We start from the raw sequence: 24742 nt of genomic DNA, 5'->3' as shown, positions 1-24742 counted from the left end.
GCCCCACTCGTCAACACTGCCGGATGAAGCGCGCTAACTTAGGCGATCGGCTGTAACACCTTGACCTCTATGCTGAGGCATTTCCCCTCGATCGCCGCGAGGAAAGAAGCAAAATGGGGGCTACCTTCGTGTTGATTCAAGGCCTGCTGGGATTGCCAAATCTCGAAGAAGAGCAATGTATCGGCTTGCCCTTGTACCTGATGCAGGTCATAACACACGTTGCCTCGCTCCGCCCGACTGGGCTCCACTAAACACAACGCCGCCTGACGAACCCCTTCGATCTGCCCTGGCGATGCGACTAGCGTCGCGACGATGCGTACTTCATTCATAATCCGCTCCTCTCGCTGAATAACCAGACCCAGCATGTTAGGTCTCCTGACGGATCACCTTACGCCTTTTCTCGCCAGAGCCACGCCCTTCGTGTGCGCTATACCACCTTGGTGGCCACCACGTTTTATCACTCAGCGAGACAAGTGAGTCTACCGATCGCTCATGGTATCACCACGGCTGTGGTAGTCGCGCCATCTTGCGTAACAGCAATCAAGCAAAATGAGTCGCGAGCAATAATCACTACAGTTAACATTTTGTTTCCATTGGTTAGCTGAATTAACCATCAAAAACATAATGACAAATGTAAAGATTTCTTGTCACATATTGAAATAATTGTGACATTCATCACATTTATCAATTCGATATACAGAAAACAAATACTTTATATTAATAAAATGCATGTTCTATATGTATAATCCCCCCGTTAAAAATTCCGCTCAATAAATTAGACAGAGATAGTCTAAGAGCGGTAGCGTAGCCACGCACCATTACAATAAAAAATATAATACCGCACTAAACTATAATAGATGTATTATTTGGCACTGACATTATTTCCTCATCCAGACAGATAGCATCCTAGCTAAAGCCTAATGGTGAGAACGCCTCATACCAGGGTATCAATTAATCTTTCTCTCTCTGCTCACAGAGCAAAGCAGCTTTTTTGAGCTTAGCAAGGAATAAATAGCATGGAAACCTCTGCGTTTATAGCGTTCTCTGGCACATTATTAGCCATTGGTGGTTTACGTCCATTATCAGCCAAGTTTCACCTGCTCGATCTTCCTAACCAGCGCAAACAGCATGATGGCGCCATTCCACTTATCGGTGGCCTCGCCATTTGCATCGGTATCTATCTTAGTGTATGGCTGACATTGCCGCTTGAACCCACGTTACTCTTCTTATTAGCCTGCGCAGGATGTATCACCCTGATGGGCGCTGTTGACGACGCAAAAGACATCTCCCCTTGGCTTCGCCTGACACTACAGGCGCTGCTGATCTTGATTCTCTGCTTCGCTACCGATATCAGCCTACACCAATTCGGTGATGTATTGGGCATCGGCAATCTGACGATCCCTTTCCCGGCGCTCAGTCTTGTTATTACGGTTATCGCAGTCTGTGCGGCGATTAATGCCTATAATATGATGGATGGTATTGATGGTTTAGCAGGTAGCATGGCCGGCATCACACTGCTGGGACTCGCCGTACTCTTTGCCGATACCATGCCGATAATAAGCCAACTCTGCCTGGTGAGTGTCATCGCCCTCATCCCTTACATGATCATTAATCTGACCATTCCCCCCTTTAAGCACAAGATCTTCTTAGGTGACGCAGGTTCGATGTTCTTGGGTTTCATCATCGGTTATCTGGTGCTGTTGGGCTCACAACATCTGAATACCCTGCCTGCATTTCGTCCGGTCATCGCCCTATGGTTAATCGGCTTACCGCTCATGGATATGGTGGGAATAATGATACGCCGTATTCGTAAGGGGCAGTCACCATTGCGCCCTGACCGTAATCATATGCACCATATTTTACTGCATGCGGGATTCAGTGCGCGTGAATCGCTGTTATTGATGGTGCTAGTCGATATTGCCATCGTCTGCTTCGGTGTGTTCGCTGAGCAACTACAATTTCCCGAGTGGCTGATGATGGCACTCTACTTGTTATTATTTGTTGTCTACACCTTGGCTTTATCTTACGCTTGGAAGCTTGGACGCTGGGCCAAACGCATAAAGAATACCAGACACTGTCCATCAGCCAAGACGAACCATCTACGGCATCACTGAATATTGCCGCATGAGTAAAATTTACCGCTCATGATAAGGCAGATATCGCATCGTAGTCCCCTTATTATTTCGCGGGACACAAAGCACTGAGGTAATTTTCCCTCGTGTGCAGGTTAGCATAGAGATGGATAGTCGCGTCAGCACTCGAATATTCGATCATTTCTCATTTTACGCTTAATAAGGTTTAGCAGTGAAAACGATCCAACTGATTCCACTATTACCGGCGGTACTATTACTCAGTGCCTGCACCGTAATACCGGGTACCAATTTATCCACCTCCGGCAAGAGTCGAGTCGCCACAGGCCAAGTCGATATCGACAATTTAGCCGATATTTATCCGGTCACCCCAACCCTGCTCGACCAAATGCGTAAGGCCCCTGTCGTCGGGAAAGCTAACCCTGAACTTAATCGTCAAATCAGCGCCTATGAATACCATATTGGCGTGGGTGATATCCTCAATGTCACCGTCTGGGATCATCCTGAGCTCACTATTCCTGCGGGATCTTATCGTAGCGCGAGCGAAGCCGGTAACTGGGTACATGCCGATGGTACGATCTTCTATCCATATATTGGGAAAGTCTCCGTCGTCGGTAAAACCGTTTCCGCAGTACGCAGCGATATCGCCCGCCGACTGGCACAGTTTATTGAAAGTCCACAAGTCGATGTCAATGTAGCCGCCTTCCGCTCACAAAAAGTATATATCTCCGGCGAAGTCGCCAAGCCGGGAGCTCAGCCTATCACCAACGTCCCCATGACGTTGTTGGATGCCTTCAATCTCGCAGGGGGGTTGACTGCAACCGCGGACTGGCAGCACGTGGTATTAACCCGCAAGGGCAAGGAGCAGACCCTATCGCTGCAAGACCTATTGCAGTATGGCGATCTCTCCCGTAACCAATTGATGCAAGATGGCGACATGCTCTATGTGCCACGTAACGATGCTCAGAAGGTCTTCGTCATGGGTGAGGTGAATAAGGCGTCCACCCTAACCATCGGTCGGGAAGGAATGAGCCTCACTGAGGCACTCAGTTCGGCCGAAGGGCTCAATCAGAATGCGGCGAATGCCACGGGGATCTTTGTCCTACGCCCTGCCGGGAAGAACCAGCCTAAGGCATCGATCTATCAGCTCGACTTGAGTGATGCGACTGCGCTGGTAATGGGGACCGAGTTTACGCTACAGCCTTACGACGTTGTGTATGTGACGACGGCGCCGGTAACGCGCTGGAACCGTGTGTTGAGTCAGATCCTCCCCACAATCGATGGGTTTAACAAGCTGACCGAAGGGATGCAACGGATACGTCGCTGGTAACCCAGCGACACTCACACGCCGCGCCCGCCATATTACGCTTATGACCGGGTGCGGGAATCATGACCAACAACGACGCCCTATTTAAAACTATGTTCAAAAAAATTCTTATCGTCTGTATCGGGAATATCTGCCGTTCCCCGACCGGTGAGTATTTGCTGCGCCAACGTCTCACGGATCGCCATATCAGCTCTGCGGGTATTAGCGCACGTGTCGGGGAGCCGGCCGATACGCTCGCGGCGGAGGTCGCCCAGCAACACGGTCTCCTCATGACAGGGCATTGCGCCCGCCAACTCACACGCGCCTTATGCCAAGACGCCGACCTCATCCTGGTGATGGAAAAGAGCCATATCTCCGCCGTGGCCTCTATCGATCCTAGCGCTCGCGGCAAGACGATGCTCTTCGGCCACTGGTCTGGTGAGAGTGAAGTGCCTGACCCCTATCGCCTGAGTCGTGAAGCCTATGAACACGTGTACGCATTATTAGAGCGTGGTGCCGATAGTTGGGCCAAAAAACTATGACACGCCTCGTCATGTCTAATCAGACCTGGATTTCTTCTGATAAAAAAATGGATTGTGTTTAATGACCATGTCTTCTGTTTCGTCCCAGCCACGTAATGCTGCGGTGGAAAATGATGAGATCGATCTGGGGCGCTTGCTCGGCTACTTGATCGACGGCCGTTGGTGGATTATCACCATCACGGCCCTGTTTATGATCCTCGGACTGGCCTATGCCCTGATGGCCACTCCCGTCTATAAGGCGAATGCGCTCCTTCAAGTCGAGAAAAAAGCCAATGCCTCCGCGCTGTTAGGCAATATGGCAGACATGCTCGGTGACGATCAGCCTGACGCCGCCGCGGAGATCGAGCTCCTCACCTCGCGGATGGTATTGGGGCGGACCGTACACGAACTTAATCTGAACACCCTCGCCACGCCAGATTATTTCCCGTTACTCGGGCGGGGCGTTGCGCGTCTCCTGGGACAGTCGACGCCACATCTCTCCATTAAACACTTCAGCATCACTCCCGATCTGCTGAATACGCCGTTGACCCTGACAGTACTCGGTGACAACCGTTTTACTCTCGACGTAGAGGGGAAAACCGTGCAAGGTGAGGTCGGTAAGACGCTGACCACCCCCGAGTTGACGCTCCTAATCAGCGACATCGCAGCCGATAAAGATCAGACGTTCACCCTGCGCCAGGAGCCTGCGCTGGACGCCATTACCCGACTCCAGCAACAACTCCAGGTCAGCGAGAAAGGCAAAAATACTGGGATCATCGAATTAGCATTAGAGGGCACCAATAAGCGCCGGATTCGCGAGATTCTGAATAATATCAGTCAAAACTATCTCCAACAGAATATCGTCCGGAAAACCGAAGAGACGCAAAAGAGCTTAGACTTCCTGAAGGAACAACTCCCTCAGGTTAAGAGCGCGCTGAATGACGCGGAAGAGAAACTCAACCTGTATCGACAAAAAAACGAGTCTGTCGATCTCTCGCTGGAAGCCAAAGCAGCGCTAGAGACCATGGTTGGACTGGAAAAGCAGTTAAACGAGCTAACCTTCCGTGAAGCAGAGTTACAACAGTTATATACCCGCCAGCATCCCGCCTATATCGCCTTGCTGGAAAAGCGTCAGACCTTGCTGAACACCAAAAATGCCATCAATAAGTCGATCAAACGCTTGCCTAAGACACAACAAGAAATCCTACGTCTGACGCGCGATGTGCAAGTCGATCAGGAGATCTTCGTACAGTTACTGAACAAGCAGCAAGAGCTTAGCGTGATGAAGGCCGGCACCATCGGCAACGTCCGCATCATCGACGAAGCCGCCGTGGCAACCCAAGCCGTTAAACCGAAGAAGGCTTTGATCGTGATTCTGGCGACACTGCTGGGCGCGATGCTTTCTGTCGGCCTGATTTTGGTGCGTGCCGCCTTCCATCGCGGCATTGAGAGTCCCGAACAGCTGGAAGAGATCGGCCTCTCCGTTTACGCCACCATCCCCTACTCCGGGGAGCAGTCCGGTATCGAGCAGAAACAGAAGAAGCATAAAAGGATTATGCCGCTCAACGAGTCGTTACTCGCCGTCCGTAACCCGGCCGATCTGGCGATGGAGGCACTGCGTAGCTTACGTACCAGCCTACACTTCGCCATGATGGAGACGCAAAACAATACCGTGATGATTTCCGGCCCCGGGCCAAACCTGGGCAAAACCTTCGTATCGACCAACTTCGCGGCCACCTTGGCGATGGGGGGTAAAAAGGTGCTGCTCATCGATGCCGATATGCGTAAAGGCTATATCCACAAGGTAATGGGCCGCTCATTGGATAGCGGGTTAAGCGATTATCTCTCTGGCCAGAGTGAGCTGTCTCAAACGATCAACCAGACGGGATTCGATGGACTAGACTTTATCTGTCGCGGTAGCACCCCGCCCAACCCCTCCGAGCTGCTGATGCATCCTCGCTTCCAGGCACTACTGGATTGGGCTAACCAACACTACGATTTCGTCATCATCGACTCGCCGCCGATCCTCGCGGTGACGGATGCCGCGATCATTGGTCAGCATGCCGGTACCTCGCTGCTCGTCGCCCGTTTCGCCAAGACCGCCGTGAAAGAGGTGGAGGTTGCGGTACGTCGCTTCGAACAGAATGGCGTCGTCATTAAGGGCATTCTGCTCAATGCGGTAGAGAAAAAGGCCAGTAGCTATTACGGCAACTACAGCAATGGTTATTACCATTATGGCTATAGCAATAAGGGGGGGAAATCGTCCTGATAAATGCGCTAGCAAGGATGATTGCTGCCCTGGCCTCCGCCAATAAGAGCCATGCGCGAAGCGGTGGACGAGGGAATACGCTACCTCTGCCCTCCATCGCCTAGACCGTGGTTAGTCATGACATGATTTATCGATTGACTAAGACAGGGTACGACAAGCAAGAGGGTTACCGTGTCTTGGATCATCTGCAGGTAGTAGTAACTAGATAATAAATCAACAAGGAGTTGTACTTATGAAGAAAATAGCCTTAGTGCTGGCGACAGCCTTAGCCTTGTCCCCTTGTGCCATGGCGGCCGGTACCTCAACGGCGACCGGTAGCGCATCAACCAGCGGCACCGCCGCAGGCGTCGGCGCTGGCTCGGCCGCGATCGGTACCAGCACGATCGTCGCTGTCGGTGTAGTGACCGCCGTCGTAGCCGGCGTCGCCATCGCCAGCTCTGACGATGACTCTAGCAGCACTGGTACTACCACCAGCACGCGCTAATCCCCTTAAGGCTGCATCAGCAGCCTTATTTTTTAACTGACTCCCTACCGACTATGCCTCTTATTCGTAATTTGCTGCTTATTAGTGTGATGGCTCTCAGTGCGTGCTCCAATACTGCATCGATCACGGGAGAGACCCTAAAATATGCCCTCATCGGCCCCGGCGATGTCACGGTCAGCGCTACCCAGGTAACACAACTCCCTTATGCCAGCGCCTATTTAAAGATCGGTGACAATCCTAGAGCATTTGTCGTATTAGCCTACGTCAACGGCGATGAGCTTTCCTGGTTAACGGCGGACAATGTCATGATCGTCACCCGCCATGGTCGTATCATCAAAACGGTTGGTCTAGAGAACGATCTGGTATTAAGCGCAGAGAAATCAGCCGACCCACTCGCTCAACCCGCACGCGCCGTCGCCGAGTGGCAAATGCTCGCCGAGTGGCAATACCGTTATGTCAGCGGCTACCGACTGAACGGCCAACTCACCCGCCAGACAAGCGAGACGCTGGACCTCGTGACCCGCCGCCTGGTTAGCGAGCGTTTTGACGAATACGTCACCACAACCCCCGATATCGGCAGCTGGCATAACCAATTCTGGCGTGACCCACAGAGCGGACAAATCGTAAAGACTCGCCAACAGTTGGGCCCAGACATGCCGATCATTGAACTCACTATCTTGAAACCTTTCTCGTCATGAAAATAGCGCTCCTTTCTCTGTTACTCGTCAGCGGCCTGTGCCAGGCGCAGGCCGACGTTCAACTCTCCTATCAGGGGAAGCCATTACCCGAGATCAAACTCGACGATGATGCTCGCCTGGCCACCCTGCTCAACGATAGCCGGCTACCGTCAGACATCTATTGGCGTAGTGCGCAAATCACCACACCGGCCCACCAAGTCGCTATCGAACAACAACGTCGTGCACTCCTGAGTGAACTGGGCGCATTGGAGACACTATGGCGACAGCAAGGCGAGGAGGCCTGGGCAGAGAGTACCCGCCATCTCATCCGACAACTGTCGGCATTACGCCTCACGGGGCGCCTGCCTATCGTGCTCGATCCCCGCCAAGCGCAACGCTCACAGGCCGACAATCCCCGTCTCGTCGGCGATTACCAGCTCTTTATCGCGCCGCGCCGAGCACAGGTTATGATGTTGGGACTGATACACGCATTACCGACGCTCCCCTTGATCCCAGCCCAAGACGTCAGTGAATACTGGCGACGCGATGCGCTCTTACCCGCTGCCGATAGCGCCCATGTCTGGCTCATCCAACCGACAGGCGATATCAGTCAAGTGCCGGTCGCCGTCTGGAATAAGCGCCTACGCGAGCCCATGGCCGGTGCCAGCATCTTGATCGGGTTTGACCCGAATACGCTTCCCTCTCGCTTCCAAGGGATTAACCAACGTATCGCCGAGATAATTTCAAACCGAGTACCCGAATGATGATTTCACGACTTTCCTATATGGCCCTAGCTATCTCGGCAACGTGTAGCGCGGCGCCCAGTTATCCCGATCCTTACGCGCCTTCGCAAGATGATTTCGGCGGCGTCGGTCTACTGCAAATGCCAAGCGCCAGGATGGCCGAAGAGGGAGAGTTCAGCTTCAACTACGTCGATAACGATGAGTACCGACGCTGGTCAATTTCCCTGCAGCCGTTTGACTGGTTAGAAACCACGCTACGCTATACCGATGTCCGTACCCGTCATTACAGCGCCAACACCGATTTTAGCGGTGATCAAAGCTATAAAGATAAATCCTTCGATGTGAAGTTCCGCCTCTGGCAGGAGTCTGATTATCTGCCACAAATCGCGCTTGGTTTTCGTGATTTGATGGGCACCGGCCTGTTTGACAGCGAATATATCGTCGCCAGTAAACGCTATGGCCCCTTCGACTTCACCTTAGGTGTCGGCTGGGGCAACATGGCGCAGAGCGGTAACATCCGTAACCCCTTCTGCGACTATCGCACAGGCTGGTGCCAACGCAGCAATAGCTACTCGGCTAATGGTGGCAAATTCGAGTTCGATAACCTATTCCATGGCCCGGCGGCGCTCTTTGGCGGTATCGAATATCAAACGCCCTGGCGCCCACTACGTCTGAAACTCGAATACGATGGCAACGACTATAGCCAAGAGTTCGCCAATCAATACGGGGCACTTCCACAAAGTTCTCCTATCAACGTGGGCGCCGTATATCGCCTATCGGAGAATCTGGAGACCCACCTCAGCTACCAACGAGGTAATACCCTGATGTGGGGGGTGACGTTACGCACCAACTTCAACCATCTCTATCAGGCACATCTGGATGAGCCCAAAGTGACGCCGCGCCACCAAGCCGCGCCGCAAAACCTGGCACAGGTAGATTGGCCGACCCTCAGTCAGCAGGCGAAGGAGAACGCGGGCTACCGGGATACTATCTGGTCCGGCGACGCTCAACGCCTCACCGTCAGCGGTGAACAGACGAAGTACCGCCAACCCGGCGTCGCGGAGGAGCGTCTCGCCCTGCTCGGTGCCAACGCGTTGCCGCCCTCCGTCAAGTCATTGCACATCGTTGAACGCAAGAAAGGATTGGCTATCCGAGATACCGACATCGATCTCGAATCGGTACGCCAGGCTCATAGCGATCAGCCCTTGGGCCAAGAAACCGCGATGCACTCCACGGTCACGCCCGTGTCTCTCGCCCCCGCAACCACGCAATTCGCCAGTCGCAATGCGCCGCTCAGTTACAGCATAGATCCCGTCCTGACACAGTCGATCGGTGGACCGGAATCATTCTATATGTACCAAGTCGGCGTTAATCTGAATGGCGAGTGGCGCATGAGTGAAGAGAACTGGTTGAGCAGCACGCTCTTCGTCAATCTGGCCAACAACTACGACAAATTCAACTACACGACCCCACCGGCGGATGGTGCGGCCTTACCGCGCGTCCGTACCTGGATCCGCGAGTATGTCAGCTCCTCCGATGTGCTGCTCAACAACCTCCAAGCCACTCACTTTACCCAGTTCTCTCCCGAGTGGTATGGCCAGGCCTATGCCGGCTATCTAGAGATGATGTACGCCGGTGGCGGTACAGAACTGCTCTATCGTCCCTTCGGGCGCTCATGGGCCGTCGCCGCTAACCTCAACTGGGTCAAGCAGCGCGACTGGAATAACACGTTAAAAATGGCCGATTACGATGTGGTAACCGGGCATATTACAGGCTATTGGCAGCCGCCCTATGTCGATGATGTCAGCGTACGCCTCTCGCTAGGACGTTATTTAGCCGGGGATTATGGCGCGACCCTCGATCTTGCCAAACGCTTCTCCTCGGGGATTGTCGCCGGCGTCTTTGCCACCAAAACCAATGTGTCATCCGACGAGTATGGCGAGGGCAGTTTCACCAAGGGGATCTATATCACCATCCCATTTGATTTAATGTTAGTTCGCCCGACCACCAACAAAGGCACCATCAGTTGGCTACCGCTGACGCGTGACGGTGGGCAAATGTTGAATCGGAAATATACGTTATACGACTTAACCAGCCACGCGTCCGCCCCCTTCTAAGCGCGACACGACAATGGAGCGTAGGCCGATCGGCCTGCGCTCCCTTTTTTCAGGTATCCCCTCTCCGACGAACGCGCGACGTCTCCATCACGCCCCTCCCCCCACTCTCTGCACACAAATTCGTCCCGCCGGTGTAACTAACGGATGCATCATGCACCGTTTCCCGTTATCCTTACCGCCCGGCACCGTTTACTGTACCGCGTCGTGACCTGTTGCTATTCGGCAACGCAATCGCTACGCAACCTCGCAAACATCTCTATCAGCCGGAGTTCGTAATGACCGTAATGCAGTCCACCTTGAAGATCCGCCGCCCCGATGATTGGCACCTCCATTTGCGTGACGACGAGATGTTGCACAGCGTATTACCCTATACCAGCCGCCACTTCGCCCGTGCTATGGTGATGCCGAACCTGACGCCACCGGTCTCCTCCGTGCAGCAGTGCCTCGCCTATCGCCAACGTATCCTAGACGCCGTGCCGCAAGGGCAACGCTTTACCCCGCTGATGACCTGTTACCTCACCGACGCCCTGAGCGTCGATGAGCTGATGCTCGGCCAGCGCGAGGGGGTCTTCAACGCCGCCAAACTCTACCCGGCCAACGCCACCACCAACTCGGCCGCCGGTGTCACCTCTATCCCGGCGCTCTACCCGCTGTTCGAGGCGATGCAACAGAGCGGTCTGCCGCTATTGATCCACGGTGAAGTGACCCAGGCTGACATCGATATCTTCGATCGCGAGGCGCGTTTTATCGACCAGGTGATGATCCCGCTACGCCGTGACTTCCCGCAGCTGCGCATCGTCTTCGAACACATCACCACCCAAGAGGCCGCCCAATTCGTTGCCGAGGGCGATCGCTACCTGGCGGCGACCATCACCCCGCAGCACCTGATGTTTAACCGCAACCACATGTTGGTGGGGGGCATCCGTCCCCATCTCTACTGCCTGCCGATCCTCAAGCGCAGCGTGCACCAACAGGCGCTACGTAAGGCGGCCACCAGCGGCCAATCCTGTTTCTTCCTCGGCACCGACTCCGCCCCGCATCTCCGCGGACGGAAAGAGTCCGCCTGTGGCTGCGCCGGCGTCTTCAATGCCCCCAGCGCCCTGCAGGCTTACGCCACCGTCTTCGAACAGGAGCAGGCGCTGCAACACCTGGAAGCCTTCTGCTCGCTGAATGGCCCGGCGTTCTATGGACTCCCGGCAAATGAAGAGTATATTGAGTTGGTTCAAGAACCTGCGACGATGGTCGACAGCATTGCCTGCGGCGAAGAGACCCTGATTCCCTTCCTGGCTGGCGAAACGCTGCGCTGGTCGGTTCGCGACTAATCTTGCCTAACACATGCTACGGGCCTGTCCCCCCGGGACGGGCCTTTTTATTGCTACTCCATGAGGGAAAACATGGTGACCACCCCCTTACTGGCGCTCGACCACATCCACTTCAGCGCCAATGGACGCCCCATCCTGCACGATGTCTCGCTGGCGCTACAACCCGGCGAATTTAAAGTCATTACCGGCCCCTCGGGCTGCGGCAAAAGCACCCTACTGAAGATCGCCGCCTCGCTGCTAGATCCGCAGCAGGGCGAGATCCGCCTCCAGGGTAAGCCGCTGAGTGACTACTCACCGGAGGCGTACCGCAAGCAAGTCTCCTATAGCTTCCAGACGCCGGTCCTGTTCGGCGACATGGTACGGGATAATCTGCTATTCCCTTACCAAATCCGTAATGACCCGCCCGACATGGACCGCATTCGCCGTGGCCTGATGCAGTTCGCCCTGCCGCTGCATACCCTGGATCAACGCATCGAAGATCTCTCCGGGGGCGAACGCCAACGTGTGGCGCTGTTACGCAACATCCAATATATGCCGCAGGTGCTGCTGCTGGATGAGATCACCAGCGCACTGGATAACCACAACCGCGCCATCGTCCACGAGGTGATCAACCAACTGAATCAGCAACAGGGGATCGCCATCATCTGGGTAACGCACAATAGCGACGAGATCACCCAGTGCGATAACATCCTGACGCTACCGCGTCTGGCCGATGATGAAGACGAAGCAGAGCAGGATGATAGTCCGGCTCAGGAGGGAACACGCCATGAATAGTCACAACATTACCGACCAATCTCTGGTGATGGCGCTGGCGTTAGTCGCCATCGCCCTGGTCATCAGCGGACGCGAAAAGCTGGGGCTCGGCAAGGATATTCTGTGGAGCGTCAGCCGTGCCATCGTCCAGTTGATCGTGGTCGGCTACGTCCTGAAATATATCTTCCATCTGGATAATGCGCTGTTAACCCTGCTGATGGTGCTCTTTATCTGCGTCAACGCCGCCTGGAACGCCAAGAAGCGCAGTAAGAATCTGAGCAATGCCTTCGCCATGTCGCTGATCGCCATCGTCACCGGCACCGCCCTGACACTAACCATCCTGATCGTCAGCGGCTCCATCGTTTTTACCCCCATGCAGGTGATCCCGATCGCCGGGATGATCGCCGGTAATGCGATGGTGGCCGTCGGCCTGTGCTACAACAACCTGCGTCAACGCTTCCACGACGAGCGTCAGCGCGTGCAGGAGATGCTGAGCCTGGGCGCCAGCCCGAAACAGGCCTCGGCGGCGATCATTCGCGCCAGCATCAAGGCGGCGATGATCCCGACGGTCGACTCCGCCAAGACCGTCGGTCTGGTCAGCCTGCCGGGTATGATGTCCGGGCTGATCTTCGCCGGTATCGATCCGGTCAAGGCCATCCGTTACCAGATCATGGTGACCTTTATGCTGCTGTCGACCGCCAGCCTCTCCACCATCATCGCCGGCTATCTGGCCTACGCCAAGTTCTACACCGCGCGCGACCAGTTGCGTTAAGGCATAAAAAATCCCCGCAACATACCTCTGCGGGGATCGATTCATGCTGTGCAGCGCCGCCGCTATCCTGGCGGCGCGGACGGCTTACTTCATGCAGCCATTGCAGCGCGTGCTCAGGATCTGCTGGAAGAAGTCGTTACCCTTATCATCCACCAGAATGAAGGCCGGGAAGTCTTCTACCTCAATCTTCCAGATCGCTTCCATTCCCAGCTCCGGGTAGGCCACACAGGTCAGGCTCTTGATGCTCTGCTGTGCCAACACCGCCGCCGGGCCGCCGATGCTGCCCAGGTAGAAACCGCCATGTTTATGGCAGGCATCGGTCACCTGCTGGCTACGGTTACCCTTCGCCAGCATGATCATGCTGCCACCGTTAGCCTGGAACAGATCGACATAGGGGTCCATACGCCCCGCCGTGGTCGGCCCCAAGGAGCCGGAAGCGTGGCCTGCCGGTGTCTTGGCCGGGCCGGCGTAGTAGATCGGATGATCTTTCACGTACTGCGGCAACGGTTTGCCCTCGTCCAGCAACGCCTTCAGCTTGGCATGGGCGATGTCGCGCCCGACGATGATGGTGCCGGAGAGAGAGAGGCGGGTCGATACCGGGTACTGAGAGAGCTGAGCCAGGATCTCTTTCATCGGGCGGTTAAGATCGACCTTGATGGCCTCCCCTTCGCCAGCCTGACGCAATGCTTCGGGAATATATTTGCCCGGATTGTGCTCCAGCTTCTCGATCCAGATCCCCTCACGGTTGATCTTGGCCTTGATGTTGCGGTCGGCGGAGCAGGAAACCCCCATACCTACCGGGCAAGAGGCGCCGTGACGCGGCAGGCGGATCACCCGGACGTCATGCGCGAAGTATTTACCGCCGAACTGCGCACCCAGCCCCAGCTCCTGTGCCGCTTGCAACAACTCCTGCTCCAGCGCCACATCGCGGAAGGCCTGGCCGTATTCGTTACCCTCGGTCGGCAACGCATCGTAGTATTTCGTCGAGGCCAGCTTGACCGTCTTCAGGGTCGACTCGGCAGAGGTCCCACCGATCACGAAGGCGACATGGTACGGCGGGCAAGCGGCCGTCCCCAAGGTACGCATCTTCTCGACTAAGAACGCCTTCAGTTTTTCCGGCGTCAACAGCGCCTTGGTTTCCTGATACAGATAGGTCTTGTTGGCCGAACCGCCGCCCTTGGCGACGCAGAGGAACTTATACTCTTCGCCGTCGGTCGCATACAGATCGATCTGCGCCGGCAGGTTGGTACCGGTGTTGACCTCATTGTACATATCCAGCGCGGCGTTCTGGGAGTAACGCAGGTTATCTTCGATATAGGTGTTATAGACCCCACGTGACAACGCCTCGGCATCGCCGCCACCGGTCCACACCCGCTGCCCCTTCTTACCGACGATGATGGCGGTACCGGTATCCTGGCACGTCGGCAGCACACCCTTGGCGGCGATCTCCGAGTTACGCAGGAATTGCAGCGCGACATACTTGTCGTTCTCACTCGCCTCGGGATCGTCCAGGATGGCGGCGACCTGACGCTGATGCGCCGGACGCAGCATGAAGGAGGCGTCGTGGAATGCCTGCTGTGCCAGCAGGGTCAGCGCCTGCGGCTCCACCTTCAACATCTCCTGACCTTCGAAGCTAACCACGGAGACATGCTCCTTGCTCAGCAGATAGTATTCGGTGTCATCGCCTTGCAGCGGAAACGGATCTTGGTAATGGAACGGTTTATTTGACATTTTGCTCTCACTTACACCATCAGCTTCAGTAAATTTTCGGACGGCCTGGTGCGCCTGCCTGTTAATTTAATTATCTTGATGTTAACACAGCATTTACAAATAACATTGTGCGATCGCGCTCAGTATGGGTATGAAACCAGGCAACCTGAGACCAGAGTTAATCATCAGATAGTTTCATCCTGCCAAATAACCCAGGTGAAGTAACCGGATCGAAATCAAACTATTAGGGATTAATTGTCGTATGTTTGGTAAAAGCGGGGATAAATCACTTTGATTTAAAAAGGAAATGAACAAAATGGTGCAAATTCACTCGCACGTTACACACGGAGATCGCCGCGAGCAGAGAGCGGACGTAACCGCAGGATGGACAAGCGGAGGCGTATGAAAGAAGAGATATCGCGACCACACCGGGGATAAGGGCATGCCGCCCACAGGCCGTCAACGGCATAAGGCGAAATTCGGGGGAATTTTCCGCGCGAGGGGCGTGACGACCACGCCCCTATAGCGCATTATCCGATGACTCCGCTGCGAGGTTCATTTGCTGATATAGGGTGCGGAAATATCGACGTGACGACAGAAGTCAGAAAATAGCCGCTGATGCTCACATACCTTATCCGCGCTAAATAATACCGCGTAGACGAACAACCCCGCCGCCAGCGCGATGCTGGTGAGCAATACCCATCCTTTGATTTTCACTGTCCCGCTCCATCCTTAAGCCTACCGAGGTATCAGTGTATGCGCAGCAAGTTAAACTGGAGCTCTACGGCCATGAGAGCAGGGAAACGATGCGGCGAAATGCCCATAGATGAAACGTACCCGGCACAGAAAAGACACGCGCTACATGGAGGTGCCGAACACGTTTCTCTATTCACACTCCCTACCTCAAGCCTAGCCAGCCTCCGCGAAAGATGCAAGCCTCTCCCGGCACAAGCCGCTGTTAACTAAGGGATAGGCTAACTCGATCGGCACGCTATGTCGGGAGCTGGTACGGGGTGGTGCGGGGAGTCAGGGCGATATCGTGCCCCCTCGCAAAGCGCGGGGTGCGCCGTTTTCCCAGCGAGGATGAGCCCTAAATCTCAAACTCAGGCGTCATCACCTCGGCCAGATACTGGGCGAGAAACTGACGGGTACGCGGCTGCTGCGGGCGGTTGAACAGCTGTTCGGCCGGCCCCTGTTCGATAATGCGCCCACCATCCATAAAGATCACGCGCTGTGCGACGTCACGGGCGAAACGCATCTCGTGGGTGACGATCACCATGGTACGCCGCTCCTGCGCCAGGGAGCGCAAAGTGGCTAACACCTCCCCCACCAGCTCGGGATCCAACGCCGACGTCGGCTCATCGAACAGCAATACCTGTGGTTGCATGGCCAGCGCCCGTGCAATGGCCACCCGCTGCTGCTGCCCCCCAGAGAGGCGCTTCGGATAGGCGTGCGCCTTATCGGCTAACCCCACGCGCGCCAGCCACGCCAACCCTTGGCGTTCCGCCTCTTTCCGCGCGACGCCATTGACCACACGAGGCCCCTCGCTGACATTCTCCAGCGCCGTAAGATGGGGAAACAGATTGAAGTTTTGAAAGACGAAGCCCACCTGCTGACGCAGGCGACGGATCTGCGCCTTTTGCCGCGTCAACGGACGCGCGGCATCCACCTCGATGCCAGCAACGCGAATATGACCAGCATCGGGCGACTCTAACAGATTGATACTCCGGAGTAAGGTGCTCTTACCTGAGCCGCTGGGGCCGATGATGGCCACCACCTCGCCCGGTTGGATGCTCAGGTCGATACCGTGCAAGACGCGTTGATGATGATAAGACTTCACCAGTTGTGTCAGTTCGATGGCGCTCACGCTCTGTTCTCCTCATCGCGCCCTCTCTCGGCGCCTTCTGCGGCCACTGTAGCAAGCCATCACCGCATGAAAAGGAATAAAAAAGCATATGCTAATCGTTAACTGAAATAACTGCTCCGTTCGACCTCGTGCTGACTCTCCCGCCCGGCACAGAGGAACTGGCGGTACTTACGCAGCGCGATGCGATAGTTGTTCTGGCTACACGCCGGCAAACGCGCCAACCACTCCCATTCGGTGTTGGGATCATTGAGGGTCTGCGCCGAGAGCTCACGCAGCTCCGCCATCTCATCCAAACGGCGCAAACGCACCACATACTCCCGGATGCTGCTATGGCGCATGTCGGTCTGCTCACACAGATACTGTTTAAAGCCCATGATGTCGAAACGGCTGCCTTGGGCGTGACAATAGACATCGCTACAGAAGCGGCATAACACCAGCAACGACTGTTGCAAGTCGGCCCAGTCATCGTCATCGATCAGCCGCTCCATTTGTGCCTGACGCGCGCGGTTTAGCAGGTGACCGCCCAACACCAACGAGATGCGATCTAATGCGCGTCCGCAATGGCCACAGTGGCTTTGGCTATGTTTAAAGTCTTTCAGATAACGGCTCAACGGCCGTGGTTTGCTGAGGGATGGAAAAGAGATGAATGGCATCGCAGCACTCCGCTATAGGCATAGAGACGGCTTAATGCTGAGAGAGGAGACGACTGCGCAAACGCTTAATCGCCTGGCTATGTAGCTGGCTCACCCGCGACTCACCCACCTCTAACACCGCGCCGATCTCCTTGAGGTTTAACTCTTCCTGGTAGTAGAGCGTCAAGACCAACTTTTCCCGCTCCGGCAAGGCCTCGATGGCGGCGATCACCCGACCGCGCAGATCGCTCTCCAGCAACTGGCGTAGTGGGTTTGCGCTCTCCTCCTCGCCCCATACCGGCTCCGCATTGTCGCCATGCTCCTCACGCCACTCATCGTAGGAAAAGAGCTGGCTGCTATTGGTATCCAGCAGGATCTGCTGGTACTCCGCCAACGGAATCCCCATCTCTTGGGCGATCTCACCGTCGCTCGGCACCCGTCCCAGACGCTGTTCGGCACGCTGCATCGCCGCCGAGACGCCTCGGGCATTGCGGCGCACGCTACGCGGCACCCAGTCTCGACTGCGTAATTCGTCCAACATCGCGCCACGAATACGCTGGATCGCGTAGGTGGTAAAGGCGGTACCCTGCATGGCGTCATAACGCTCCACCGCATGCAGTAGCCCGATGCCGCCCGCCTGCAGCAGGTCGTCCAGCTCCACACTGGCCGGAAGACGAACCTGTAGGCGCAGTGCCTCATGACGTACCAGCGGCGCATAGCGCTGCCATAACGTATTTTTGTCAATCACGCCTTCAGCGGTATACAAATCAGTCACGTCGACAAAACTCGGGTTAATGAATGCTGGGCTATTATCCCGGATCTTAGCGGGAGCAATGGTGCAATTAGTCGGTAAAAAAGCCTCCTTTTAACCGCTTTGTTCTGCGTAACAGAGCGCGCTACGGTGCGCTAAGCATGAAAAAACCCCGCCGAGGCGGGGTTTGACAGAGACGGACTCGGCTGAGAATTAACGCAGCAGAGACAGGACGTTCTGGGTAGACTGGTTAGCCTGAGCCAGTACGGAGGTACCGGCCTGCTGCAGGATCTGCGCACGGCTCATGTTGGACACTTCGGTCGCGTAGTCGGCGTCCTGAATACGAGAACGGGAAGCGGACAGGTTGTTGACGGTGCTGTTCAGGTTGTTGATAACAGAATCGAAACGGTTCTGTACCGCACCCAGGCCGCTGCGCAGGTCATCAACCTGAGACAGGGCTTTATCCAGGGTTGCCAGCGGATTCGAACCTTTCAGATTTACAGAGTCACCACGCGTTACTGTTCCATCACCAGAGATTGTGGCTTTATAGTATTTTGCTTTATCGCCAGTGCCCTCCTGGATCACATAGCTCGGGTTACCAGATCCGTCCGCATATGCACGAACGTTCGCTTTATCTGCACCTTTCAGATTAGCACCAGCAGCGCCAGCATCGAATGTAACATTACCTGTAGTTACTACTTTGCCACCTTGAGCAGCAGTCAATGCAGCACCTGAGGCAGCAGCAGTATTTACAGTTAATTTACCATCCGCTGCTACAGCAGTAATCTCCGAAAACTTAGTGCCATCTGTCGCATATAGCTTATTATCAGTTCCCAGTACAACCCCAGTTGCAGCTTTACCACCAGCAGTAGCTGCATCAACCTTAGCGCCAGAAAGATCAAATTTTACTTGATCATTAGTTTTAATGACATTTTCAGGTACAGCCGCCGCAATTTTAGCGCTATCAATTGTATTAACTGAAAAATTAGATAATCCTAACTTATCAGAGTTAATATTCTTCAAATCGATATCAATGGTTTCACCGTCGTTAGCACCGACCTGAATGGTCAGCTTCTGATCCTTGCTCAGTACCTTCACACCGTTGAAATCGGTCTGCTGGGAGATACGATCGATCTCGGACAGACGCTGATTAATTTCGTCCTGGATAGACTGTAGGTCGCTGGAGGAGTTAGAGCCGTTCTGTGCCTGCACGGTCAGACGACGGATATTCTGCAGGTTGTCGTTGACTTCGTTCAACGCGCCTTCGGTGGTCTGCGCCAGGGAGATACCGTCGTTGGCATTGCGGGATGCCTGGGTCAGGCCGTTGATGTTGGCGGTGAAGCGGTTAGAAATCGCCTGGCCGGCAGCATCATCCTTGGCGCTGTTGATACGCAGGCCAGAGGACAGGCGCTCGATGGCGGTACCCAAGGCAGACTGGGATTTATTCAGGTTATTCTGTGCCATCAGCGACAGGCTGTTGGTGTTGATTACTTGTGCCATAATAAATTTCCTTACTACATGATTGGTTATACAAATTTATTTATCGACCCCCTGCGGCAAAGCTTTAGTATCGTTTTCTCTTTTTTTGTTTAAATTATCGGCAGTTAATCCTAATAGACGACGATATGGCCGCCGCGCTAAATCACGCCCCCGCCCCCAACCTGGAGAGTGGTGTGCCAACTCTCGTGAAGGGAAACAAAAAAACCCGCCAATAGGCGGGTTTTGTTTTGAAACGCGCAGCGATGGGCGCCGCACAGGCTGCAGATACGATTAACGCAGAAGGGACAGAACGTTCTGGGTAGACTGGTTAGCCTGCGCCAATACAGAAGTACCGGCCTGCTGCAGGATCTGCGCACGGCTCATATTGGACACTTCGGTCGCGTAGTCCGCGTCCTGAATACGTGAACGGGAAGCGGACAGGTTGTTAACGGTGCTGTTCAGGTTATTGATAACAGAATCGAAACGGTTCTGCACCGCGCCTAAGCCGCTGCGCAACTGGTCAACATCAGATAAAGCTTTGTCCAAGGTTGCCAGCGGATCTTTACTTTTCAGAACAGATGCCAATTCATTACCGCGAGTTACAGTACCGTCCTTAGCAATACTCATCGCATAGAACTTATCACCATCTTTAATAACAGCCTGTGGAGCTCCGTCTTCAGTGCCATTATATTTTACAACTTTTGCGGCATCACTACCCTTTAAGGCTGATCCCAGCACAGTCACTTTCCCAGTAGAAGTCGCTGAGCCAGCCTGTGCAGCTGTTAAATCAGCACCAGCAGTTAATGCGGTCGTTGCAGTTAATGCAACTGTTCCATCTGCACCAACAGATTTAACTGATTGATATTCACCAGTTGCAGTTTTAGCGTATAGCTTATTATTATCGCCGAGGACAAAACCAGTCACGTCTTTTGCATCAATTTTCAATGTACCTGTTTTCAACGTGACACTTTCAGTAGTCGCTAAGTTTTCCGTTGTAACAGCACCCGTTGCTTGAGTTCCATCAATACCTTGAGCAACAGAGAAACTAGTTAAGCCCAGTGTATCTTTATTGATATTCTTCAGATCGATATCGATAGTTTCACCGTCGTTAGAGCCCACCTGAATGGTCAGCTTCTGATCCTTGCTCAGTACCTTCACGCCGTTAAAATCGGTCTGCTGGGAGATACGGTCGATCTCGTTCAGACGCTGGGTGATTTCGTCCTGGATGGACTGCAGGTCGCTGGAAGAGTTGGAGCCGTTCTGCGCCTGTACGGTCAGACGGCGGATGTTCTGCAGGTTGTCGTTGACTTCGTTCAACGCGCCTTCGGTGGTCTGCGCCAGGGAGATACCGTCGTTGGCGTTACGGGACGCCTGGGTCAGGCCGTTGATGTTAGCGGTGAAGCGGTTGGAGATCGCCTGGCCGGCAGCATCATCCTTGGCGCTGTTGATACGCAGGCCAGAAGAGAGACGCTCGATGGCGGTGCCCAGGGCAGACTGGGATTTATTCAGGTTGTTTTGCGCCATCAGCGACAGGCTGTTGGTATTAATGACTTGTGCCATAGTGTGCTTTCCTTGGAATGTTGCGCCATTGCGCATCACAGTTAATTGGTCGGGCCTGATTGCCCCACGGCGTCATCAGCCACCGTCCCCTCAGGTATCGGCTCTCCCCTGACAACCTTTAGCAAATTTTTTTATTTTTTTGTCACGCCGCCAATCGGCGAAAAAGCCCCCATTTTTCTGCTTCTATTTCCCCCATCGTTTTTTACGATCTTTCTGTAAACTTTTCTTGGACAGAGCCGATAACGCGTATAGCGCACTAGTCATTCAGAAAGGAAATATTCATGGCAACCATTTCATCACTGGGGATCGGCTCTGGACTCGATCTCAACTCCCTGCTGACCAAGCTAACCGGGGTCGAGAAACAACGCTTGGTGCCTTATACCACCCAACAGAGCAGCTATAAGGCCAAGCTGACCGCCTATGGCACCCTGAAGGGGGCATTAGAAAAGTTCGATGATGTGAGCAAGGAGCTGGCGAAAAGTGATGCGTTCACCATCACCAAGGCCAGTAGCCACGACCAGTTTACCGTCACCACCAGCGCCAGCGCAGTGCCGGGCAACTACGCGATCAATGTGACCCAGTTGGCTCAGGCACAGAGCCTGACTGCACAGACTCATGCCACCAGCCAGACGGAGCAAATGGGCAGCGCCGGAGCCAGCGGCCGCGAGCTAACCATCACCGTCGGCGAACCGCCGAAAGAGACCAAGATCGCCCTGAGCGACGAACAAACGTCCCTGACCGGGTTACGCGACGCCATCAACAAGTCTGGCGCCGGTGTCAGAGCCAGTGTGATCCAGATCTCTGATAAGGAGTACACCCTGTCCGTGACCGCCGCCGAGACCGGGGCGAAGAGTAATATCAAGCTCAATGTCAGCGGGGACAGTAAGTTAGGCGATATGCTGAACTACGATAGCAGCCACCCCGCGACCGGTACGACGAATATGGCCCAGACCGTTGAAGGTCGAGATGCCAAGATGACCCTGAACGGCATCGAAATCACTCGCAGCAGCAATAAGATTACCGATGCGCCCCAAGGCGTGACGCTGGAGCTAAAAGCCGTCACCAAAGACACGCAAAACCTGGTGATCAGCAACGACAGCGAAGGCGTGAGCAAGAAGATCCACGATTGGGTCGACGGCTATAACTCGCTGATCGATACCTTCGCCTCGCTGACCAAGTTTACCCCGGTCAAGAAAGGCCAGGCCGAAAACTTCACCAACGGCCCTCTGCTGGGCGACAACACGCTGCGCGCCATCCAGTCCGGCGTCAAAGGGGTGATGAGCTCGGCGCAAGACAACCCTAACATCAAGGGGCTGGGGAACCTGGGCATCAGTACCGATCCGCAGACCGGCAAACTGAGTATCGACGACAGCAAACTGAAGAAAGTCATCGACGAATACCCAGAACAATTGCAGCACTTCTTTGTCGGAGACGGCAAAGATAGCGGTATGGCTAACATGATCCACAAAGAGATCCAGAGCTATATCAAGAGCGATGGCGTCATCGACTCGACCACCAAGAGCATCAACAACAGCCTGCAGCACCTGAGCGATCGTATCGATAGCGTCAATCAGAGTATCGACGAGACCATCAACCGCTATAAGGCCCAGTTTGTCCAACTGGATAAGATGATGGCCAAACTGAACAGCACCAGTAGTTATCTCACCCAACAATTTAATGCTATGAGCAACAGTAAATAAGGGTAATCGTTACTATGTATAACGCAATGGGCAGCCAAGCCTATGCAAAAGTCGGACTGGAGAGCGGCGCGATGAGCGCCAGTCCACACCAACTGATCGTGATGCTGTTTGACGGGGCGCATAGCGCCCTGGTTCGCGCAGCGCTGCATATCGATGCTGGGCAAGTCGCACTAAAAGGGCAGGCGCTCAGCAAAGCCATCAACATCATCGATAACGGCCTCAAGGCTGGATTGGATCTGGAGAAGGGTGGCGAGTTGGCACAGAACCTGAGCGCGCTGTACGACTATATGGTGCAACGTCTACTGCAGGCTAACCTGCACAACGATGCCGACGCCGTTCGCCACGTGACAGAACTCCTCGACAACATTGCAGACGCCTGGCGCCAAATAGGCCCCCACTCTCCAACCACCCAGCAGGGGTAACACTATGTATGGACTACCGCCGCTACTCCAAGCCTACCATCAGGTTCTGGCCTTAAGCGAGCGCATGCGTGACTTAGCAAAGCAAGACCAATGGGAGGCGCTGATCGCGCTGGAGGTGGACTACATTACGGCGGTATCGAACACGGCCCAACTGATGTCACAGTCTGAACCGACCCCTGCGCAGCAAAACCAACTGCGCCAGATAATACAGCAGATCCTAAGCAACGAGGCTGACGTGAAAAAACAGCTCCAGGCCAGGATGGACGAATTACGCCAGTTGATCGGCAACGGTAACCGTCAACAGGCCTTGAGCCATGCCTATGGTCAGTTCACCGGCGAGATCCTGCTGCCCGGCGAGCACCTATAATAACGCATCATCACATCGCCTCTCACCCTCTTTCCACCAGTCCGCTGGCGTCCCATACTGTCATAGCAGCCTCGATGACAAGATGCGGTGCGCCGGGCACTGGCCCCGCCTCCCCCTCTCCTTCACGCCCCCTGAAGTAAGAGATAAAAAGACCCCGCACCAAGGCACGGGGGAATGAAAGCAAAAAGTAGACTGTATCAAACAATGTGAGCGATAAGCCGTGAGCAATCGAGTTCAGCTATCGCTATATAACTAAATATATATCGAATGGCGTGACATTGCTAGTGCACTGATCGATGTCGATGAATTTATCGCTTATCGCTGGTGACGGCGTGTACCGGTTGATAGACACACAGATACGCCGCGCGGGCCTGCCCGGTGGGGCTCGACTTCAGCCCGGGAATGGCATAGGCGCGATCGAAACCATTATGTCGGCAATAGGATAATGCATCGGCCTCCATGGCCGCCCGATCGACCTGGGCGGGATCGAAGCGATACACCAGGGAGTGTGAAACCGGATCCTCCTCGCTACGCACGAAGTGACCCGGAGCGCTGCTACAGGCGCTGAGTAAGACTAACGACGCCAACAGATAGAGCGAGCGCATGATGCTCTCCTTAACGAGGCAGGAACAAAGAGGCCCTATTGTATCGCCTCACCAGGGACAGTAAAGCACACGGCTAAACCTGCATATTCATGATGTCCTGATAGGCGGCGACCAGACGGTTACGAACCTGGATCCCCATCTGTAGGGAGACGCTGGATTTCTGCAGATCGAGCATCACATCGTTAAGCGCCACGCCGGGCACGCCCATCTCGAACTGCTGTGCCTGGACGCGGGCATGGTTCTGATTGTCACTGATGCGATCGATGGCCGCCTTCAGCTCGGTGGAAAACGCGCCCGGTGCCACGCTCTCTTGTGGCGTGCGGTTACTGGCGGAAAGCGCGGTGGCCTGAAGTTGTTGTAAGACGTTCTCGATGCCGGTGACTGCCACGAAAGGCTCCTTAATGATTGAAACTGCCGATTGCATGACAACCTACCATAAGACGCCAAAGGCAAAGCGGGTAAATGACACCAAAAATGACCCTTTCTCCCGCCATCGTTTTGCCAGCACATGCCAATAATAAAGTGCCTGCTTTTGCAGGTATTCCGCGATTCGCATTGCCGCGTCAGGGAGTCTGATTTGTTACACATCCATTCA

Annotated in this window: 24 protein-coding genes; 14 read left to right on the top strand and 10 right to left on the bottom strand. The window is 54.6% G+C overall.

Going from position 1 to position 24742, the window contains the following annotated elements; all coding sequences use genetic code 11:
* Positions 1-38: 38 nt before the first annotated feature.
* Positions 39-365 (bottom strand): putative quinol monooxygenase, encoded by a 327-nt coding sequence (locus tag ACEQFP_RS01325; RefSeq protein WP_370547364.1) that lies wholly within the window; start codon positions 363-365, stop codon positions 39-41.
* A gap of 651 nt (positions 366-1016) precedes the next feature.
* On the opposite strand from ACEQFP_RS01325, the gene ACEQFP_RS01320 reads away from it, so the two are divergent.
* The 11 genes from ACEQFP_RS01320 (at position 1017) to fetB (ending at position 13054) form a co-directional block, all read left to right on the top strand.
* Positions 1017-2114, top strand: a complete 1098-nt coding sequence (locus tag ACEQFP_RS01320; protein ID WP_035601087.1) for an undecaprenyl-phosphate alpha-N-acetylglucosaminyl 1-phosphate transferase — start codon at positions 1017-1019, stop codon at positions 2112-2114.
* Positions 2115-2304: 190 nt separating this feature from the next.
* Positions 2305-3420, top strand: a complete 1116-nt coding sequence (locus ACEQFP_RS01315; RefSeq protein ID WP_068870826.1) for a polysaccharide export protein — start codon at positions 2305-2307, stop codon at positions 3418-3420.
* Positions 3421-3509: 89 nt separating this feature from the next.
* A complete protein-coding gene (locus ACEQFP_RS01310) occupies positions 3510-3938 on the top strand; it encodes a low molecular weight protein-tyrosine-phosphatase (RefSeq protein WP_005293816.1) in 429 nt (142 codons plus the stop codon).
* A gap of 61 nt (positions 3939-3999) precedes the next feature.
* Positions 4000-6186, top strand: a complete 2187-nt coding sequence (locus ACEQFP_RS01305) for a polysaccharide biosynthesis tyrosine autokinase (RefSeq protein ID WP_047059602.1) — start codon at positions 4000-4002, stop codon at positions 6184-6186.
* 232 nt (positions 6187-6418) lie between these two features.
* Positions 6419-6670, top strand: a complete 252-nt coding sequence (locus ACEQFP_RS01300) for a hypothetical protein (protein ID WP_047059601.1) — start codon at positions 6419-6421, stop codon at positions 6668-6670.
* An 89-nt stretch (positions 6671-6759) separates the two neighbouring features.
* Positions 6760-7368 (top strand): YjbF family lipoprotein, encoded by a 609-nt coding sequence (locus ACEQFP_RS01295; RefSeq protein WP_225856949.1) that lies wholly within the window; start codon positions 6760-6762, stop codon positions 7366-7368.
* Positions 7365-8111 carry a capsule biosynthesis GfcC D2 domain-containing protein gene (locus ACEQFP_RS01290; protein ID WP_337977795.1) on the top strand — a complete coding sequence of 249 codons (747 nt, stop codon included), beginning with the start codon at positions 7365-7367 and terminating at the stop codon, positions 8109-8111. The genes ACEQFP_RS01295 and ACEQFP_RS01290 overlap by 4 nt, the downstream gene beginning before the upstream one ends.
* The gene (locus ACEQFP_RS01285; protein WP_109728286.1) at positions 8108-10207 is read left to right on the top strand and encodes a YjbH domain-containing protein; all 2100 of its coding nucleotides are present in this window, start codon (positions 8108-8110) and stop codon (positions 10205-10207) included. Before ACEQFP_RS01290 ends, ACEQFP_RS01285 begins: the two co-directional genes overlap by 4 nt.
* A gap of 275 nt (positions 10208-10482) precedes the next feature.
* A complete protein-coding gene (gene pyrC, locus ACEQFP_RS01280; RefSeq protein WP_370547362.1) occupies positions 10483-11529 on the top strand; it encodes a dihydroorotase in 1047 nt (348 codons plus the stop codon).
* A 72-nt stretch (positions 11530-11601) separates the two neighbouring features.
* Positions 11602-12303 (top strand): iron efflux ABC transporter ATP-binding subunit FetA, encoded by a 702-nt coding sequence (fetA, locus tag ACEQFP_RS01275; RefSeq protein ID WP_370547361.1) that lies wholly within the window; start codon positions 11602-11604, stop codon positions 12301-12303.
* Entirely contained in the window at positions 12296-13054 is a 759-nt protein-coding gene (fetB, locus tag ACEQFP_RS01270) for an iron efflux ABC transporter permease subunit FetB (RefSeq protein ID WP_005287357.1), read from the top strand. Before fetA ends, fetB begins: the two co-directional genes overlap by 8 nt.
* Before the next feature lie 84 nt (positions 13055-13138).
* Here fetB and fumA read toward each other — a convergent pair whose 3' ends face one another.
* From fumA to ACEQFP_RS01235, 7 genes are all read right to left on the bottom strand, one after another.
* Positions 13139-14785 carry a class I fumarate hydratase FumA gene (fumA, locus tag ACEQFP_RS01265; protein ID WP_370547360.1) on the bottom strand — a complete coding sequence of 549 codons (1647 nt, stop codon included), beginning with the start codon at positions 14783-14785 and terminating at the stop codon, positions 13139-13141.
* A 534-nt stretch (positions 14786-15319) separates the two neighbouring features.
* The gene (locus ACEQFP_RS01260) at positions 15320-15481 is read right to left on the bottom strand and encodes a hypothetical protein (RefSeq protein WP_005293801.1); all 162 of its coding nucleotides are present in this window, start codon (positions 15479-15481) and stop codon (positions 15320-15322) included.
* A 373-nt stretch (positions 15482-15854) separates the two neighbouring features.
* Positions 15855-16631 carry an L-cystine ABC transporter ATP-binding protein TcyN gene (tcyN, locus tag ACEQFP_RS01255; RefSeq protein ID WP_005287365.1) on the bottom strand — a complete coding sequence of 259 codons (777 nt, stop codon included), beginning with the start codon at positions 16629-16631 and terminating at the stop codon, positions 15855-15857.
* A gap of 98 nt (positions 16632-16729) precedes the next feature.
* On the bottom strand, positions 16730-17284 hold the full coding sequence (fliZ, locus tag ACEQFP_RS01250) for a flagella biosynthesis regulatory protein FliZ (RefSeq protein WP_068870817.1): 555 nt from the start codon (positions 17282-17284) through the stop codon (positions 16730-16732).
* A 31-nt stretch (positions 17285-17315) separates the two neighbouring features.
* A complete protein-coding gene (locus ACEQFP_RS01245) occupies positions 17316-18038 on the bottom strand; it encodes an RNA polymerase sigma factor FliA (protein ID WP_005287369.1) in 723 nt (240 codons plus the stop codon).
* A 189-nt stretch (positions 18039-18227) separates the two neighbouring features.
* On the bottom strand, positions 18228-19514 hold the full coding sequence (locus tag ACEQFP_RS01240) for a FliC/FljB family flagellin (RefSeq protein ID WP_370547359.1): 1287 nt from the start codon (positions 19512-19514) through the stop codon (positions 18228-18230).
* A 270-nt stretch (positions 19515-19784) separates the two neighbouring features.
* Positions 19785-21053: a FliC/FljB family flagellin gene (locus ACEQFP_RS01235; protein ID WP_370547357.1), complete on the bottom strand. Its 1269-nt coding sequence runs from the start codon at positions 21051-21053 to the stop codon at positions 19785-19787.
* A gap of 281 nt (positions 21054-21334) precedes the next feature.
* Between ACEQFP_RS01235 and fliD the strand changes: the two genes are divergently transcribed.
* Genes fliD through fliT form a run of 3 tightly spaced genes read left to right on the top strand, consistent with a single transcriptional unit; the run spans position 21335 to position 23542 of the window.
* The gene (fliD, locus tag ACEQFP_RS01230) at positions 21335-22753 is read left to right on the top strand and encodes a flagellar filament capping protein FliD (protein WP_035599443.1); all 1419 of its coding nucleotides are present in this window, start codon (positions 21335-21337) and stop codon (positions 22751-22753) included.
* Positions 22754-22767: 14 nt separating this feature from the next.
* Positions 22768-23175 (top strand): flagellar export chaperone FliS, encoded by a 408-nt coding sequence (gene fliS, locus ACEQFP_RS01225; RefSeq protein ID WP_035599440.1) that lies wholly within the window; start codon positions 22768-22770, stop codon positions 23173-23175.
* A 4-nt stretch (positions 23176-23179) separates the two neighbouring features.
* Positions 23180-23542: a flagella biosynthesis regulatory protein FliT gene (fliT, locus tag ACEQFP_RS01220; protein WP_005287386.1), complete on the top strand. Its 363-nt coding sequence runs from the start codon at positions 23180-23182 to the stop codon at positions 23540-23542.
* A gap of 308 nt (positions 23543-23850) precedes the next feature.
* Here fliT and ACEQFP_RS01215 read toward each other — a convergent pair whose 3' ends face one another.
* Positions 23851-24147, bottom strand: a complete 297-nt coding sequence (locus ACEQFP_RS01215; RefSeq protein WP_005287388.1) for a hypothetical protein — start codon at positions 24145-24147, stop codon at positions 23851-23853.
* A gap of 73 nt (positions 24148-24220) precedes the next feature.
* Positions 24221-24535, bottom strand: coding sequence for a flagellar hook-basal body complex protein FliE (fliE, locus tag ACEQFP_RS01210; RefSeq protein WP_005297033.1), 315 nt, complete (start codon positions 24533-24535; stop codon positions 24221-24223).
* Between the last annotated feature and the right edge of the window lie 207 nt (positions 24536-24742).

It is taken from the genome of Edwardsiella sp. A.80236 (assembly GCF_044540725.1).
GTDB classification, from domain to species: Bacteria; Pseudomonadota; Gammaproteobacteria; order Enterobacterales; family Enterobacteriaceae; genus Edwardsiella; species Edwardsiella tarda.
This window is presented reverse-complemented; position numbering and strand designations above follow the sequence as displayed.

Coding starts and splice junctions, on each gene's coding strand:
- ACEQFP_RS01325 (WP_370547364.1), bottom strand. CDS start 365: ATGCTGGGTCTGGTTATTCAGCGAGAGGAGCGGATTATGAATGAAGTA.
- ACEQFP_RS01320 (WP_035601087.1), top strand. CDS start 1,017: ATGGAAACCTCTGCGTTTATAGCGTTCTCTGGCACATTATTAGCCATT.
- ACEQFP_RS01310 (WP_005293816.1), top strand. CDS start 3,510: ATGTTCAAAAAAATTCTTATCGTCTGTATCGGGAATATCTGCCGTTCC.
- ACEQFP_RS01305 (WP_047059602.1), top strand. CDS start 4,000: ATGACCATGTCTTCTGTTTCGTCCCAGCCACGTAATGCTGCGGTGGAA.
- ACEQFP_RS01300 (WP_047059601.1), top strand. CDS start 6,419: ATGAAGAAAATAGCCTTAGTGCTGGCGACAGCCTTAGCCTTGTCCCCT.
- ACEQFP_RS01295 (WP_225856949.1), top strand. CDS start 6,760: ATGGCTCTCAGTGCGTGCTCCAATACTGCATCGATCACGGGAGAGACC.
- ACEQFP_RS01290 (WP_337977795.1), top strand. CDS start 7,365: ATGAAAATAGCGCTCCTTTCTCTGTTACTCGTCAGCGGCCTGTGCCAG.
- ACEQFP_RS01285 (WP_109728286.1), top strand. CDS start 8,108: ATGATGATTTCACGACTTTCCTATATGGCCCTAGCTATCTCGGCAACG.
- pyrC (WP_370547362.1), top strand. CDS start 10,483: ATGACCGTAATGCAGTCCACCTTGAAGATCCGCCGCCCCGATGATTGG.
- fetA (WP_370547361.1), top strand. CDS start 11,602: ATGGTGACCACCCCCTTACTGGCGCTCGACCACATCCACTTCAGCGCC.
- fetB (WP_005287357.1), top strand. CDS start 12,296: ATGAATAGTCACAACATTACCGACCAATCTCTGGTGATGGCGCTGGCG.
- fumA (WP_370547360.1), bottom strand. CDS start 14,785: ATGTCAAATAAACCGTTCCATTACCAAGATCCGTTTCCGCTGCAAGGC.
- fliZ (WP_068870817.1), bottom strand. CDS start 17,284: ATGCCATTCATCTCTTTTCCATCCCTCAGCAAACCACGGCCGTTGAGC.
- ACEQFP_RS01240 (WP_370547359.1), bottom strand. CDS start 19,514: ATGGCACAAGTAATCAACACCAACAGCCTGTCGCTGATGGCACAGAAT.
- ACEQFP_RS01235 (WP_370547357.1), bottom strand. CDS start 21,053: ATGGCACAAGTCATTAATACCAACAGCCTGTCGCTGATGGCGCAAAAC.
- fliD (WP_035599443.1), top strand. CDS start 21,335: ATGGCAACCATTTCATCACTGGGGATCGGCTCTGGACTCGATCTCAAC.
- fliS (WP_035599440.1), top strand. CDS start 22,768: ATGTATAACGCAATGGGCAGCCAAGCCTATGCAAAAGTCGGACTGGAG.
- fliT (WP_005287386.1), top strand. CDS start 23,180: ATGTATGGACTACCGCCGCTACTCCAAGCCTACCATCAGGTTCTGGCC.
- ACEQFP_RS01215 (WP_005287388.1), bottom strand. CDS start 24,147: ATGCGCTCGCTCTATCTGTTGGCGTCGTTAGTCTTACTCAGCGCCTGT.